Here is a 16,275-nt window from a genome sequence, read left to right as displayed (position 1 = left end):
GAGCAGGGTATTGACAAAAATGATTTGTCACGAGATGAGTTTTTAAAACACGCTTGGGCTTGGACACATGAGTATGGTGGTGTTATTCTTGAACAATTAAAAAAACTAGGATGCTCTTGTGATTGGGATAGAACTAAATTCACCATGGATGATGACATGAGTGAAGCCGTTATTAAGGTGTTTGTTGATTTATTTAACAAAGGCTTAATTTATCGTGGTTACCGTATGGTTAACTGGGATCCTGAGGCTAAAACTACATTATCTGACGAAGAGGTTATTCACGAAGAGCGTCAAGGATTGCTTTATTATCTGTCTTATAAAATTGAGGGTAGTAACGATTCTCTAACAATCGCTACAACACGTCCTGAAACTATTTTTGGAGACACGGCTATTTGTATTAACCCAAAAGATGAACGTTTCATCCATTTAAAAGGGAAAAAGGCTATTGTTCCTATTTGTAATAGAGTAGTTCCTATTATTGAGGACGAATATGTCGATATGGAGTTTGGAACAGGTTGTTTAAAAGTAACGCCTGCACATGATGAGAATGATAAGAATTTAGGCGATAAATATAACTTAGAGGTTATTGATATTTTTAATGAAGACGCTACTTTAAACAGTTTCGGCTTACATTACAAAGGGAAAGATCGTTTTGTGGTTAGAAAGGAAATTCAAAAGGAATTAGAAGAAAAGGGTCATTTAGTTAAAACAGAAAATTATATTAATAAAGTAGGAACTAGCGAGCGCACTAAAGCCGTTATAGAGCCAAGATTGTCAGATCAGTGGTTTTTAAAAATGGAAGATTTGGTTAAACCTGCCATTAAAGCAGTTTTAGAAGATGGTGATGTTAAATTATTTCCTAAAAAGTTTGAAAACACCTATCGTCATTGGATGGAAAATATTCGTGATTGGAATATTTCTAGACAATTATTATGGGGTCAACAAATTCCAGCTTATTACTATGGTGATGGAAAAGATGATTTTGTAGTTGCCGAAACGATTGATTTAGCACTTGAAAAAGCCAAAGAAAAAACCAATAGACAACAACTAACAACCAATGACTTGCGTCAAGATACCGATGCGTTAGACACCTGGTTTTCATCTTGGTTATGGCCTATAAGTGTGTTTGATGGTATTCGTTATCCTGAGAATAAAGAAATAAACTATTACTATCCAACAAACGATTTAGTAACAGGTCCAGATATTTTATTCTTTTGGGTAGCCAGAATGATTATTGCTGGTTATGAATATCGAGATGAAAAACCATTCCAAAATGTCTATTTTACAGGTTTGGTCCGTGATAAGCAACGCCGAAAGATGAGTAAATCTTTAGGAAATTCACCAGATGCTTTAAAGTTAATTGAAGAATTTGGCGCCGATGGTGTTCGAGTTGGTTTATTGTTAAGTTCGGCCGCTGGAAACGATTTGTTATTTGATGAAGCTTTATGCCAGCAAGGAAAAGGATTTGCTAATAAAATATGGAATGCGTTTAGATTGATTGAAGGTTGGGACGTTGCCGATATTGAGCAACCTAAATCCTCAAAAATAGCGATTGATTGGTTTGAAGCTAAGTTTCAAGAAACATTACTAACTATTGAAGATCATTACAGTAAATATCGTATTAGTGATGCTTTAATGGAAACGTATAAGTTGATATGGAATGATTTCTGCTCCTGGTTTTTAGAGATGATAAAGCCTGAATATCAAAAACCGATTGATAAAATCACATATCAAGCAGCGATTTCTATCTTAGAAAATAACTTAAAAGTGTTGCATCCGTTTATGCCATTTTTAACAGAAGATATTTGGCAATATATTTCAGAAAGAACTCCCGAGGAGGCTTTAATAGTTTCAAAATGGCCAGTATTTAAAGCGTTTGATAAGAATTTAATTTTAGAATTCGATTTTGCTTCAGAAGTTATTTCAGGAATTAGAAATATTAGAAAAGAAAAAAATATCCCTTTTAAAGATGCTATTCAGTTTTCAGTAATTAATAATGAAAATGCCACAACCACATTTGATGATGTTATAATCAAATTAGGTAATTTAGAAGGAATTGATTATACAAAAAATGCTGTTGAAGGCGCATTGACATACAGAGTAAAATCTAATGAGTATTTTATTCCAATGGCAGGCGCTATTGATATTGAAGCTGAAATTAAAAAATTAACCGATGAGTTAAATTATACAGAAGGATTTCTAAAATCGGTTCAAAAAAAACTGTCTAATGAGCGATTTGTTACTGGCGCACCAGAGCAAGTAGTGGCTAGCGAAAAGAGAAAAGAAGCTGATGCTTTGGCTAAAATTGAAACACTTAAAGCGAGTTTGATAAGCATAAAGTAAGATGCTTCGTTTTTTTTAAATAATGTTTCCTCAAACAATAAATAGGTTTTAAAATGAACAATATTTTCAGATTATATGCATTAATATTAGTATTATGTATTTTTTCATCATGTGAAAATGACGCTTCAAATGACGCTTTATTAAGAGATGAAATATTGGCTGTTAAAACTGAATTTGCACCAGACAAACGTGTGGCATTATTTAATATTGAGGCTACAAAGTACAATAAAAGTCACCTAATAAAAGGCGAGAGCAATTTACCGGAAGCTGTTAAAACATTAAAAGACAAATTAACTTCAAAAGGCATTACGTTTATCGATAGCATCCAAATATTACCTTCAGCTGAATTAGAGGGTAAGACATTTGGTTTGGTTACCATTTCTGTTGCTAATTTAAGAAGTAACCCAAAACATTCTGCCGAGTTAGCTACACAAGCCTTATTAGGAACGCCGGTAATTATTCTTAAAAAGAAGGGAAGTTGGTCTTTAGTTCAAACGCCAGATCAATATGTGTCATGGGTTGACGATGGCGGCATTGTTGCAATTACTTCTGCGGATTTGTCTTCTTGGAAATCGTTACCGAAAATTATTTACACTAATATGACAGGGAGTGCGTATTCGGAGGCTAATTTAGAATCTCAGGTTGTTTCAGATATCGTTGCCGGAGGAGTTTTAGTGCTTTCAGGAGAAGAAAATGAGTTTTTTAGAGTACAATATCCTGATGGGAGAATAGCGTTTGTATACAAAAATGAAGCCCAATTATATGATGATTGGTTAGAGCATACAAAGCCTATGGAAGCATCATTAGTTGCCACATCAAAAAAATTAATGGGTCTACCTTATTTATGGGGAGGCACTTCAACTAAAGGAGTCGACTGTAGTGGTTTTACGAAAACTGTTTATTTTTTAAACGGAATGGTTATTCCCCGGGATGCGTCGCAACAGGTGCATACAGGTGAGTTGACTGATGAGGTTAAGAATTTTAATCAATTAGTTCCTGGCGACTTATTATTTTTCGGCAGAAAAGCAACCGATTCAACAGCCGAAAAAGTCGTTCATGTTGGGATGTGGATCGGTAATAATGAATTCATACATGCTTCTGGAAAAGTAAGAATAAGCAGTGTGGATAAAAATGCCGTAAACTTCGATATAGAAAATTTAAATAGATATTTGCGTTCTAAAAGAATTGTAAATAGTAAAAATGAGTCACTTATTAATTTAAAAAACACACCTGTTTTTAAAGATTAGAGGTGTGAAGATTATCTGGTATAAAAGAGATTCTTACTTTCTGTATAGAAAATAAGTGTTTACCAAATCTATATAGGTTTGTTTTGCTTCGTCTTGGGTAATATCTTTTATTTGAAACAAAGCATTCGTTTTAAAAGCATTTATAATAGGTTTTTTACTGCTTGGCCTATCTTCGTTATTAGTAGCCCTTTTGTAATAGGCATATAATTTTAATAGGGTATCTGCAGGAAAGGGGTCTGTATGCGCATTGACGCGGTCTACAGCTTCTAAAAATTCTATATCTAAGTCTTTACTTGTCATTAATTTCAGCAATAACACATTCTCCACCACGAACTTTTTGGTTAAGATTTACTTTAATTTTAGCATCTAAAGGTAAAAATAAATCAACTCTTGAACCAAACTTTATAAAACCAGAATCACTTCCTTGCAGGGCTTGATCGTTTACTTTCGCATAGTTTACAATGCGTTTTGCCATTGCTCCAGCTATTTGTCTGTATAATACCTTTCCAAAAGTTTTGTTTTCTACAACAACGGTTGTTCGTTCATTTTCTTCACTTGCTTTTGGATGCCACGCTACTAAATATTTTCCAGGATGATATTTACTATAAATAATATTTCCGCCAACAGGATAGCGTGTTACATGCACATTTAACGGTGACATAAAAACACTTACCTGTATTCTTTTTTCTTTGAAATATTCCTTTTCAAATACTTCTTCAATAACGACCACCTTTCCATCAACAGGTGAAACTACTTGCTTATCGTTAAGGTTTGTTATTCTTTTAGGGTTTCTGAAAAACTGCAGTATTAAAACTAAAAAGCCAAACAATAAAAACCATAAGGTGTTTTGAAGCCAAACTTTATGAACAAAACGATCAATAAGTAAAAAGGATATAATAACAAAAATAAATGTTATAATAATAATTTTATGGCCTTCTTTATGAAACATATTGTATGATTCTTAAAAATAAATAAATAAAAGGTGCAGCAAAAATAATACTATCTAAACGGTCTAATAATCCCCCATGTCCAGGCATGATTATTCCACTGTCTTTAACCTTCGCTTGTCGTTTAAATTTTGATTCTATTAGATCTCCTATGGTGCCAAAAACACTTATAATAATACTTAATATAAGCCAATTTGTAAAGGTTAATGTCTGCGTAAAGGTAGCAATAAAATAACTTGCAACACACGAAAAAAACAGTCCGCCTAAGAAACCTTCAACTGTTTTTTTAGGAGAAATTTTTTCGAATAATTTTTGCTTTCCAAAATTTTTACCAACCAGATAAGCAAAACTATCGTTAACCCATATTAATATAAATGAACCTAATAAAATTGATGGATTATAAGTTGCATGATAATTAGCAATAAGAATTAAAAATACAAAGCTACTTGAAAGGTAAAATGTTGTTAATATAAACCGTTTTGAAGCAAATAAAGGAATTATTTTTTCAGAAAATAAATCTTTAATCAAAAACAATTGAACAAATATGGTGATTACCATAAGGATTTGAGTGGCTTTATCTAAATCTGTATTTGTTGTTATTTCTAATTGCCAGAATCCAAATACGATAAACAATAAAGTAAAAATAAAATAAGGTATAATACTTTTTAACTGAATGAGTTTGTTAAATTCGAATAAGCAAATCATACCAAATACAAAGAATAGGGCAATTAGGGTTTCTAGGTAATAAAGTGATAATATTAAAATTATAATGTAAAACAAACCAGAAAGGGCGCGAATAAAAATATCTTTCATTTTAAATGATTTGTTCTATTGGGTTTGCAAGCAAATTGCGCATTTATAATTATAAATCTTCAAGAAGTAACAAATATAAATTTTTTGAACTACTACCGTAGCTTAAAAAGTCTTTTTCGTCTGAAGATTTAAAATGCTTGATCGTAGTGATATTGGTTGGTATTCTTTTTTTGTTTTTAGATTTAATACCGCGCAGTCCTTCCCCAATGGTTTCAACCATTTGGCTTGTGGTGGCAAATACAATAAAATTTACAGGAAGCTCGGTAAGTTTTTTTTCAGCAATTTGGTTTGATGAAATAAGCAAAGACCCATCATTTGCAATCAAGTTTTCGCACGTTGTAATAAAATAAGTAGAATCACTTACTCTTTCAGAAGTAGACAAATTGGCATTTTTAAATTTATCTTTTAATTGTTTGTCAAAGAAAAACGCTTTTTTGTCTTCCCATTTATTTTCTTCAATGATATTATCTAAACTTTGAAATACTTCATCTAAATCCTCACAATAGAGAAATTTACCACCATTAGCTTTAAAGTTTATAGTAAACTTTTCATCTATTGGTAATTTAATTTCTGGCATGTATTTGCCACGTTCATTAGGCTTTAATTCTTCTTCTTTTTTAATAGATTTTGAACCAAATATTTTTCTAAATAGACTCATTTAGGATTATGCTATTAACTCAGTTTTTTTAGGAGTTTTTCAAATATAAAAAATCTTAAACTAACCATACGATTAATTTAAGATTTTTACTATTAGTATTGAAAATTATCAAAATTTATTCGACCACTGTCGCAATTTCTTCTTTGTCAAAACCACGTTTTCCAAATATTTTTTCGAGGTTGTCTTTAAAAATAACCTCTTTTTCTAGAAGGACATTCGCTAATTCTGTAAGTTTATCTTTATTGTCTTCCAGTAGTTTTATAGCACGTTTATATTGTGTTTCAATTAAATCGGAAATTTCTTTATCAATGAGTTCAGCTGTTTTTTCACTATAAGGTTTGGTGAATCCATATTCATTTTGACCCGAAGAATCATAATACGTTAAGTTTCCAATTTTATCACTTAGGCCATAAACGGTAACCATAGCTCTAGCTTGTTTTGTTACTTTTTCTAAATCACTAAGAGCCCCAGTAGAAATTTTATCAAAAATCACTTTTTCAGCAGCTCTACCTCCTAAGGCAGCGCACATTTCATCAAGCATTTGCTCTGGATGAACTATTAAACGTTCTTCAGGCAAATACCAGGCAGCTCCTAATGATCTTCCACGAGGTACAATGGTTACTTTTACCAATGGAGCGGCATGTTCAAGCATCCAACTCACAGTAGCATGACCGGCTTCATGAAAAGCAACCGCGCGCTTTTCTGCAGGCGTAACGATTTTATTTTTCTTTTCTAATCCACCTATAATTCTATCAACAGCATCTAAGAAATCTTGTTTATCTACTTCTTTTTTGCCATTTCTTGCAGCAATTAAAGCTGCTTCATTACAAACATTCGCAATATCAGCTCCAGAAAAACCAGGTGTTTGCTTGGAAAGAAAATCAAGATCTAAATCTTTTGCCTTTTTGAGCGGACGCAAGTGAACTTCAAAAATTTCTTTACGTTCTCTAACATCTGGTAAGTCCACAAAAATTTGCCTGTCAAATCGTCCAGCACGCATTAGCGCTTTATCTAAAATATCAGCTCTGTTGGTTGCAGCAACAACAATAACGTTCGTATTGGTTCCAAAACCATCCATTTCTGTTAATAGTTGATTTAAGGTGTTTTCACGCTCGTCATTACTACCAGACATAGCATTTTTTCCTCTAGCACGACCAATAGCATCAATTTCATCTATAAAAATAATAGAAGGTGATTTTTCTTTAGCCTGTTTGAATAAATCTCTAACTCTAGAAGCTCCAACGCCTACAAACATTTCAACAAAATCTGATCCTGATAATGAAAAGAAAGGCACTTTAGCTTCGCCAGCTACAGCCCTGGCTAATAATGTTTTTCCTGTTCCAGGTGGACCAACAAGTAATGCTCCCTTTGGGATTTTCCCCCCAAGAGTAGTATATTTTTCAGGGAATTTAAGAAAATCTACAATTTCTTGAACTTCTTCTTTAGCCCCTTCTAAACCAGCAACATCCTTAAAAGTAGTTTTAACTTCTGTATTTTGATCAAATAGTTTTGCTTTGGATTTTCCGATATTAAAAATTTGGCCACCAGCGCCACCACCGGAACCACCAGACATACGTCGCATAATAAAAATCCAAACCCCTATGAGTAGAATGAACGGTAATATACTAATTAAAATATCACCAAAGAAATTGTCTTCTGTAATGTATACGGGAGTTAAATCAAGATTATTTTCTTTAATAACTTCATTTAATTGATTCTGAAAAATCTGCAAGTCCCCAAACTCAAACTTGTAGTTTGGTAATTTGGTCGCAGTCGGGATTAACGTACTCGGTTTAGACTTTTTGTGAATTTCTTTTTGCTCAGCGTCTCTTGTTAAATAAACCTTTGCAACGCGTTTATTTACTATTTCAACTTTTTCAACATCACCATCAGCTACAAAATTTAAAAACTGTGTAGGGTTAGTTGAAGTACCTTCTTGTGTGCCAATACTACTGAACAATTGAATTGCTAAGAAAAATGCAATCACAATTCCATAAATCCAGTATGGATTAAATTTTGGCTTTTTGTCTTTTATATTTTTTTTGTCGTTTGCCATCGTTTTTAATAACTCGTTTCTATTATTGTTGTTTTAGCATCACCCCATAGGCTTTCAATGTCATAATAGTCTCTAATATGTTTTTGAAACACATGAACAACTACATTAACATAATCTATTAATATCCATTCGGCATTATCTTCACCTTCAACATGCCAAGGATGATCTTTTAATTCTTTACTAACTTTTTTCTGTATGGAATTTGAAATGGCATTTACTTGTGTATTTGAAGAGCCTTCACAAATTATAAAGTAATCACAAACCGTATTTTCTATATCTCTTAAATCAAGAATACTTATTTCATTTCCTTTAACATCTTCAATACCATTTATTATCGCAGATATGAGATGGTCTGCTCCTAAATTTTTTTTCGCCATTAATTTTATTTAATTTGTGCAAAGTTATTATTTTTTTGGTTCTTTATACCTTAAAATAATCATAAGATTCTATACAAGTATAATAACAATAGAATGCATCTAATCAAACTTAATGCCACCGATTCTACAAACAGTTATTTAAGAAAGCTTTCTGGGGATAGTATTTTAAAAGATTATACTATTGTGCAGACGGAGAATCAAACAAATGGTAGAGGGCAAATGGGGACCATTTGGGAATCAGAAAGTTCTAAAAACTTAACAATGAGTGTGTTTAAAGATGTTTCGAAACTATATGTAGAGCATCCATTTTATATTAGTATGGCTACTTCTTTGGCTATAATTAAAACATTACAAAGTTTTTTGGTGCCAAAATTAAGTATCAAGTGGCCTAACGACATTTTGTCAGAAGATAAAAAAATATGTGGTATTTTGATTGAAAATGTTATAAAACAGAATAGTTTAAGAGCAACTATTATTGGCATTGGCCTAAATGTTAATCAAACAGATTTTAAAGGTTTACCTAAAGCGTCTTCATTAAAACTATTGTCTGGAAGTACGTTTAATCTTGATGAAGTACTTTTTACCATAATTAAATATTTAAAATATTACTTTATGATTTTAAGAAAAGAGGAATTTGATTTTTTAAAACTGGAATATGAGTCTTATCTGTTTAGAAAAAATAAACCCTCAACGTTTAAAGATGCTGAAGGTTATGTGTTTTCTGGAATTATAAAGAAGGTGTCCTTATCTGGAAATCTTCAGGTTTTAATTGAAGATGATATTATTAAGGATTATGATTTAAAAGATATTACGCTTTTGTATTAAATAAACTTTGGTATACTTGAAGCTAAAGTTTCAATAAATTTACTAATCGGCCCTTTTATCATCATAGCCATCATAGGATTGAAGTCACCACTAAACTCAAGTTGAACTTCACTAGTGTTTTCACTAACTTCTACAATATTTCCTGTAAGTGAAAAATCTAATTTCCCACCTGTGGCTCCAAGTATAATTTTATTGGGCGGAATAATTTCCTTTTTTTTAAGTATAATTTCTGGCATGCCTTTTAAAGCAAATAGGAAGGTGTCATCACTTAATACTTCAAACTTACTAATGTTCTCAGGCATTAAAGATTCAAAGTTTTTAATATCTGATAAAAAATCAAATACTTCTTGAGGTGATTTACTTACATTTATTTTAGGTGATTCTAAATTCATTTTTGTTTTCTTATTAATTTCTGAAAATACTATTATATCAAATAGCATTCCATTCGCTTGGGTTTGAATTCCAAGCTGATAATGTTTTTAATTCTTTTTCTGCAATATATTTGGTGTCTAAAGCTTGTTCTAATAAGTTTTCATAATTACTTAACGTGTGAAGTGTCACGTTTTCCTTTTTAAAATTTTCTGTAGCTACTTCAAAACCATAAGAGAAAATAGCAACCATTCCTTTTACATTAATGTTTGCTTCCTTCAACGCTTTTACAGCATTTAGACTACTTTTTCCGGTGCTTATTAAATCTTCAACCACTACAACACTTTGTCCGCTTTCAATATATCCTTCAATTTGGTTTTTTCTACCATGACCTTTAGCTTCCGGTCTAACATAAATAAAGGGTAATCCTAAATATTCTGCAACCAATATGCCTATACCAATAGCACCAGTAGCTACACCAGCAATAACATCGGGTTTTCCATAAAGTTTTTCTATTTCTTTTCCCATTTTTTCTCGAATGTAGTTTCTAATTTGAGGAAAAGATAAAATAATCCGATTATCACAATAAATTGGTGATTTCCATCCGGAAGCCCAAGTAAACGGTTCTTTTGGGCTTAGTTTTATAGCATTTACTTGCAATAAAACTTCGGCAGTTTTTTTGGCAGTTTCTTTATTAAAAATCATAAAAACAAAATTACATATAAATTTAGATTTTAATGGCTGTTGATAATCATTAAAAATATTTTTTTCAACAATAGCCAATTTGTATCTAAAAATGATATTTTTACTTCATTGAAAATTTTTAAATATATTTATGTGTAATGTTTTTGTAGGAGATAAGCCTATTGTTTTAACAACCAAAGTAGAACAAGAAACTAACTTTAAGAATTACTTACTTAATACCGTTCATATTGGGAAAGTAATTAAAGAGTTGAATACAACGTCTTTAAAAGAGGTGCGTCTTATTCATAAGGATAGCGATAAATTACTTAAAAAATTCTTGAAAAAGTTGCCAAATGTTATTGCTGGAGGCGGTAAGGTTTATAATAATAGAGGGGATATTTTGTTTATTTACAGAAACGATAAATGGGATTTACCAAAAGGAAAAGCCGAAAGAAGAGAAACCATTGAAGAAACAGCTATTAGGGAAGTCACTGAAGAAACAGGTGTAAATGGTTTAGAAATAGTAAAACCTTTAGAAACAACATATCATATATTTAAGCGTAACGGAAGACATAGAATAAAAGTCACCTATTGGTTTGAAATGAAAACTAATTTTAATGGAGATTTTTATGCGCAGGCAGAAGAGGGAATTACCAAAGTTGAGTGGTTAAATAAAGAACAGACTGAGCAAGCACTCCAAAACTCTTATGCTAATATTAAGTTATTGATTTAATTTGCGAATATGCTTTTTCCTATTTGATTTGTCTAGCCAATCTAATTTAGCATATGCTACTTTTTAGTAAAATCCTCATCAATTTTTCTTTAGAATCAAAAATTTTCTTCATCAAGGTTTTTGATTTGTAGTTCTATTGCGAAGAATTTTCGGATTCATGATAAAAACCCTTCTATTTGCATATTTTGACTGTTTTTAATTTGGATTAGGTTGCTACTTCTGGAACTTTATATTCACCTCAAGCAATAAACTATTTAGATAATGGATCTACAGTTATTACAGCTCAAGAAAATGAGGCAGCTATTATGCCAAAAGGGTATCAATAGTTATTTGTATTAACTAATGCATTTACTCTAACTATTTTAGATGTATCAAACACACCATCTTTTGAGATAAATAAAAGAGGTTTTTACAGAATTCATAGTTTAGTTTATAATCCGGAGACATTGGATTTAAGTATTGTAGTACCAGGTAAGACTTCAGGATTTGATGTAGCAAATTTAATCGCAGATAACCGTATTTGTGCTTCATTAGATGCACAAGGAGCTCTTAATTTGGTAATAGGATCAAGATGGTTCTGTTATTTCTTTAATAAATATTTTAGTAAAGGGAGTAATTCAAAATCTATTACGGGTAAAGGAGCAACTTATTCTTCGGGCTTAAATGATTTAGTTAATTCGTATAGTGATTACGAAACATTTAAGAATGATTTTATAAGGTCTAACGGAGATTCTAAATTCTTCCCTAACCCTGTAATCAATACATTAAGTGTAGAAATTCAATTGTTGGATGATGAGACTATGAATTATAAGGTTATTGATATTAGAGGTAGACAAATTATGTCGGGAGAAGCTAATAATTTAAAATATGGAGCTGAAGTTATTGATACGAGTAAATTAAATTTAGGCATGTATGTGGTTCAATTTGTATCTGAATATAGAACCATAACCAAAAAGATAATAGTTAAGAAATTAGAAAAAGGAAATAGTAATTTTATTAAAGGAGTCTTATATAATAATAAGGCTCCTTTTTTTATTTCAATCTATACATTGGATGTTATAAATGCGCTTTTTTAATAACGGTTATTTTGTTCGAGACCAATCTAATTGAGAATACTAATTTTTAAAAAACGCTCATCTATATTGTTTTTAGTTTCAAGCGTTTTAGTGCTTAAATTAAAGAATTAATATAGACAAAGTCTTGGTAGTATCTATATTAACAGTAAATTTGCCCCTTCAAAAAAAGACCATGACAGAATTTATTAGGAAACAAACAACAAACGTAAAAAACGATATTTTAAGTGGACTTACTGTTGCTTTAGCGTTAGTTCCAGAAGCAGTAGCTTTTGCTTTTGTAGCAGGTGTAGATCCGTTAGTTGGCTTGTATGCAGCGTTTATGGTTGGGTTTATAACCTCTATTTTTGGAGGAAGACCAGGAATGATTAGTGGTGCTACCGGTGCTCTGGCTGTCGTAATGGTATCTTTAGTTGCCGAGGGTAATGCTATGGGTGCTGAAAATGAAAATCTCGGACTTTATTATTTGTTTGCTACTGTTATTTTAATGGGTGTTATTCAAATGCTTGCGGGCGTTTTAAAACTTGGTAAGTTTATACGTTTAATACCGCATCCTGTTATGATGGGTTTTGTAAATGGTTTGGCCATTGTAATATTTTTATCTCAGTTAAAAATGTTCATGGTGTATGAAAACGGAGAAGCTATTTGGATGCAAGGGACACAGCTTTGGACAATGGTTGGGCTTGTTGGTTTAACGATTGCGATTATGTTCGGTCTTCCTAAAATCACTAAAAAACTACCGGAAGCCTTAATTGCAATTTTGGTGGTGTCTGCTATAGTTATTTTTGGAAAATTAGAAGATGTACCTACCGTTGGAAGTTTTATTAGAGAAGGCGGGGGAGAAGGTTTAAAAGGCGGTTTGCCACAATTTCAATTGGATATTTTTAGTAAAGTGCCTTTTAATTTTCAAACAATAAAATTCATATTTCCATATGCGTTGATTTTAGCTGCTATTGGACTTATTGAATCATTAATGACATTAAATTTAGTTGATGAATTAACTGAAACACGGGGAGATACAAACCGAGAGTGTTTAGCTCAGGGTGGTGCTAATATTATTACCGGGTTTTTTGGTGGTATGGGTGGATGTGCCATGATTGGTCAATCTCTTATTAATATAAAAGGAGGAGGTAGAGGAAGATTATCTGGTGTTGTAGCAGCTTTAGCTTTGTTAGCATTTGTCTTATTTGCGTCAGGATTTATTGAGCAAGTTCCTATTAGTGCGTTAGTTGGTGTTATGTTTATGGTAGTTATTGGTACGTTTGCTTGGAGTAGCTTTAGAATATTGAATAAAATTCCATTAAGTGATGTTATTGTGTTAGTGGCTGTATCTTCTTTAACAGTGATTTTTGATTTGGCAATAGCGGTTATTTCAGGAGTGATTATGAGTGCTTTAGTATTTTCATGGGAAAATGCAAAACGTATTAGAGCACGTAAACGAATGCGTGAAGATGGCACAAAGGTTTATGAAATTTGGGGACCTCTGTTTTTTGGTTCTATTTTAGCATTTAATGATAAGTTTGACGTCAAAAATGATCCGCAAAACGTTGAAGTTGATTTTGTGGAGTCTAGAATTAGTGATCATTCGGCTATTGAAGCTATTTATAATTTAGTAAATAAGTATGAAGCTGAAGGTAAGTCCATTAAATTAAAGCATTTAAGTGAAGATTGTAAAATATTACTTTACAAATCTAATCCAAAGTTTCATGAAGTTATTGAAGAAGATATTGATGATCCACGGTATCACTTAGCAGAAAATCCAGAAGCATTTACTAAAGGATTGTCTGAATATAAGCTGTGATTAGTTACAAGCTTAACTTTTGCTAACAGCTATTTTACTCTAACACTATCAGGAACTAAAACGGTGTAATTACCTTTGTTTCTAATAACATCTCTAACAATACTAGAACTTATAAACGACGTTTTAGCCGAAGTTAACAGGAAAACTGTTTCAATTTTAGAAAGATGCCTGTTGGTATGTGCAATGGCTTTTTCAAATTCAAAATCGGCAGGATTACGTAGGCCACGCAAAATAAAAGGGACGTTTATATCAATACAAAACTGAACGGTTAACCCTTCATAGGTAATTACTTTAACCTTTGGCTCGTTTTTAAAAGTCTCTTCAATAAATTGTTTGCGTTCTTCTAAAGAAAACATATAACTCTTTTCAGAATTAATACCAATCGCGACAATTATTTCATCAAAAACATCCACCCCACGTTTGATAATATCAACATGACCTAAAGTTAAGGGATCAAAAGATCCTGGAAAAAGTGCTTTCTTCATAATTTAAAATTACAATTTTTATTTCATCTGTTTACAACCAACAGTTTTTTAATTGCCAGATGTAATTCACGTTGTATATTATTTTCAATTATAATAATGGCCTTGATAATACTCATTTTAAAGCTTCTTTAATGGCATTATCAAATAAATCACTTAAACTGATTCCTGCACAAGCTGCTTGCTGCGGTAAAATACTTTCTTTGGTTAAACCAGGAATGGTATTCATTTCTAATAAATGAGGTTCTCCGTTTTTAAAAATAAATTCACTTCTTGAAAACCCCTTCATTTTTAAAATTTCATATACTTGTTTTGCTGCGTTAGTAACTTTAATTTCTTCCTCTTTCGTTATTCTGGCAGGTGTTATTTCTTTTGATTTTCCTTGATACTTAGCTTCATAATCGAAAAAATCATTTTCACTTACAATCTCTGTTATGGGTAACACTTTGGTTTTTCCTTTATAGGTAATAACACCAACTGAAACCTCAATGCCTTCTAAAAAAGATTCAATAATAATTTCATCATCTTCTTTAAAAGCAACATCTATAGCCTGTTGTAAATCTTCTTTTTTATAAACTTTTGAAATACCAAAACTACTACCAGCTTTATTAGCTTTAACAAAACAAGGTAAGCCTACCTTACTTATAATAGCGTCTTTATTAATAACGTCTCCAAGGTTCAAATAAAAAGATTCTGCAGCTTTAATACCATAAGGCTTTAAGATACTTAGGCAATCACGTTTGTTAAACGTTATGCTAGCTTGGTACATGTCGCAACTGGTTTGGGGAATATTAAGAAGTTTAAAATATGCCTGCAAATAGCCATCTTCACCAGGAGACCCATGAATGGCATTAAAAACACAATCAAATATAATTTTTGACTCGTTTATGGTAATAGAAAAATCATTTTTATCAATAGAAAATTCATTCTCATTAGTGTCCACATATACCCATTTGTCTTTAAAAATATGGATGCGATATGGATTGTATTTAGATTGGTCTAAAGTTTCAAAAACAACGTTTCCACTTTTTAAAGAGATTTTATATTCGCTAGAATAGCCTCCCATAATGATAGCAATATTTTTTTTCATGTGATTACTTAAGATTTATTAAATCAAATAAACAACGGGTAAAAGCGTTACGTAAAAATATCATTTATTTATTCTAAACGATAATAACACGAAAAAAATAATGCAACTTTTTAAAAACTTTTTAGAGTTTATATTACGTATATGATATAACTAAAATTATGATAATTAAATTTTAGAAACATAAATTTGTTTAGTTTTGTTAAAATTATTGACTATTCATGAGCGTTATTAAATTCTTGTACAGTAAAACATTTTTAAAACAACTTATATTAGCCGTTGTCGCTATTGTAGTATTATGCTTTATACTTTTAAAATGGTTAAACGTCTCAACCAATCATGGCGATTTTGAAACGGTTCCAAACCTTACAGGAAAATCAATAGATGTGGCTAAAATAGAGCTTGAACAAAATAATTTAGTATTTAAAATACAAGATTCTGCCAATTTCAATCCAAATTACCCGCGGTTTTCTGTCATTGAACAAGAACCAAAAGCAGGTGCTCAAGTTAAAGAAGACAGGAAGATTTATATTACTTTAAATCCTTCAGGATATAGAAAAATAGGTGTTCCAGAGTTAAAGGAGCGTACGTTTAGGCAAGCAAAACCAACATTAGAAGCTATAGGTTTTTCGGTTGGAAAAGTTACCTATGAAAATAATATTGGAAGAGACATGGTTTTAAAAATGATGTATAAAGGAAAACTTATTCAAGCAGGTGATATGTTACCAAAAACATCAAAAATTGATTTGGTACTTGGTAATGGAAAAAGACCAAATTAAA

17 protein-coding genes are annotated in these 16,275 nt (G+C 31.5%); 7 read left to right on the top strand and 10 right to left on the bottom strand.

The window, feature by feature from the left end; genetic code table 11:
• Nucleotides 1-2,343, top strand: a 2,343-nt coding sequence (locus AC15TD_RS04370; RefSeq protein WP_484450915.1) for a valine--tRNA ligase, incomplete at its 5' end; no start/stop codon positions are given.
• Nucleotides 2,344-2,396: 53 nt separating this feature from the next.
• Nucleotides 2,397-3,590 carry a C40 family peptidase gene (locus tag AC15TD_RS04365; protein ID WP_484450914.1) on the top strand — a complete coding sequence of 398 codons (1,194 nt, stop codon included), beginning with the start codon at nt 2,397-2,399 and terminating at the stop codon, nt 3,588-3,590.
• 33 nt (nt 3,591-3,623) lie between these two features.
• Here AC15TD_RS04365 and AC15TD_RS04360 read toward each other — a convergent pair whose 3' ends face one another.
• From AC15TD_RS04360 to rsfS, 6 genes are all read right to left on the bottom strand, one after another.
• Entirely contained in the window at nt 3,624-3,890 is a 267-nt protein-coding gene (locus AC15TD_RS04360; RefSeq protein WP_484450913.1) for an acyl-CoA-binding protein, read from the bottom strand.
• Entirely contained in the window at nt 3,880-4,539 is a 660-nt protein-coding gene (locus tag AC15TD_RS04355; RefSeq protein ID WP_484450912.1) for a phosphatidylserine decarboxylase family protein, read from the bottom strand. Before AC15TD_RS04355 ends, AC15TD_RS04360 begins: the two co-directional genes overlap by 11 nt.
• Nucleotides 4,529-5,350 (bottom strand): phosphatidate cytidylyltransferase, encoded by an 822-nt coding sequence (locus AC15TD_RS04350; RefSeq protein ID WP_484450911.1) that lies wholly within the window; start codon nt 5,348-5,350, stop codon nt 4,529-4,531. The genes AC15TD_RS04355 and AC15TD_RS04350 overlap by 11 nt, the downstream gene beginning before the upstream one ends.
• Before the next feature lie 49 nt (nt 5,351-5,399).
• Complete coding sequence (locus AC15TD_RS04345; protein WP_484450910.1) at nt 5,400-6,008, bottom strand: LUD domain-containing protein; 609 nt, start codon at nt 6,006-6,008, stop codon at nt 5,400-5,402.
• Nucleotides 6,009-6,123: 115 nt separating this feature from the next.
• Complete coding sequence (gene ftsH / locus AC15TD_RS04340; protein WP_484450909.1) at nt 6,124-8,064, bottom strand: ATP-dependent zinc metalloprotease FtsH; 1,941 nt, start codon at nt 8,062-8,064, stop codon at nt 6,124-6,126.
• A gap of 5 nt (nt 8,065-8,069) precedes the next feature.
• Nucleotides 8,070-8,441, bottom strand: a complete 372-nt coding sequence (gene rsfS / locus AC15TD_RS04335) for a ribosome silencing factor (RefSeq protein WP_484450908.1) — start codon at nt 8,439-8,441, stop codon at nt 8,070-8,072.
• 93 nt (nt 8,442-8,534) lie between these two features.
• Between rsfS and AC15TD_RS04330 the strand changes: the two genes are divergently transcribed.
• Nucleotides 8,535-9,266 (top strand): biotin--[acetyl-CoA-carboxylase] ligase, encoded by a 732-nt coding sequence (locus tag AC15TD_RS04330; RefSeq protein ID WP_484450907.1) that lies wholly within the window; start codon nt 8,535-8,537, stop codon nt 9,264-9,266.
• Here the strand turns inward: AC15TD_RS04330 and AC15TD_RS04325 are convergent.
• Together AC15TD_RS04325 and pyrE are read right to left on the bottom strand one after the other, a co-directional pair.
• Nucleotides 9,263-9,658, bottom strand: coding sequence for an SRPBCC family protein (locus tag AC15TD_RS04325; RefSeq protein ID WP_484450906.1), 396 nt, complete (start codon nt 9,656-9,658; stop codon nt 9,263-9,265). The two genes, AC15TD_RS04330 and AC15TD_RS04325, sit on opposite strands and share 4 nt — an antisense overlap.
• A 37-nt stretch (nt 9,659-9,695) precedes the next feature.
• A complete protein-coding gene (gene pyrE / locus AC15TD_RS04320; protein WP_484450905.1) occupies nt 9,696-10,340 on the bottom strand; it encodes an orotate phosphoribosyltransferase in 645 nt (214 codons plus the stop codon).
• A gap of 130 nt (nt 10,341-10,470) precedes the next feature.
• Between pyrE and AC15TD_RS04315 the strand changes: the two genes are divergently transcribed.
• From AC15TD_RS04315 to AC15TD_RS04305, 3 genes are all read left to right on the top strand, one after another.
• Complete coding sequence (locus tag AC15TD_RS04315; RefSeq protein ID WP_484450904.1) at nt 10,471-11,052, top strand: NUDIX hydrolase; 582 nt, start codon at nt 10,471-10,473, stop codon at nt 11,050-11,052.
• 446 nt (nt 11,053-11,498) lie between these two features.
• Nucleotides 11,499-12,128 carry a T9SS type A sorting domain-containing protein gene (locus AC15TD_RS04310; RefSeq protein WP_484450903.1) on the top strand — a complete coding sequence of 210 codons (630 nt, stop codon included), beginning with the start codon at nt 11,499-11,501 and terminating at the stop codon, nt 12,126-12,128.
• Nucleotides 12,129-12,300: 172 nt separating this feature from the next.
• Nucleotides 12,301-13,926 (top strand): SulP family inorganic anion transporter, encoded by a 1,626-nt coding sequence (locus tag AC15TD_RS04305; protein ID WP_484450902.1) that lies wholly within the window; start codon nt 12,301-12,303, stop codon nt 13,924-13,926.
• Nucleotides 13,927-13,955: 29 nt separating this feature from the next.
• On the opposite strand, the gene coaD is transcribed toward AC15TD_RS04305, so the two are convergent.
• Together coaD and AC15TD_RS04295 are read right to left on the bottom strand one after the other, a co-directional pair.
• The gene (coaD, locus tag AC15TD_RS04300) at nt 13,956-14,411 is read right to left on the bottom strand and encodes a pantetheine-phosphate adenylyltransferase (protein WP_484450901.1); all 456 of its coding nucleotides are present in this window, start codon (nt 14,409-14,411) and stop codon (nt 13,956-13,958) included.
• A gap of 112 nt (nt 14,412-14,523) precedes the next feature.
• Nucleotides 14,524-15,498 carry a D-alanine--D-alanine ligase gene (locus AC15TD_RS04295; RefSeq protein ID WP_484450900.1) on the bottom strand — a complete coding sequence of 325 codons (975 nt, stop codon included), beginning with the start codon at nt 15,496-15,498 and terminating at the stop codon, nt 14,524-14,526.
• 218 nt (nt 15,499-15,716) lie between these two features.
• On the opposite strand from AC15TD_RS04295, the gene AC15TD_RS04290 reads away from it, so the two are divergent.
• Nucleotides 15,717-16,274: a PASTA domain-containing protein gene (locus AC15TD_RS04290; RefSeq protein WP_484450899.1), complete on the top strand. Its 558-nt coding sequence runs from the start codon at nt 15,717-15,719 to the stop codon at nt 16,272-16,274.
• Nucleotide 16,275: the final 1 nt, after the last annotated feature.

The sequence above is a fragment of the Yeosuana sp. genome (genome assembly GCF_057126245.1).
Note: the sequence above shows the minus strand (reverse complement) of the source record. Positions and strands in the feature narration are given on the sequence as shown.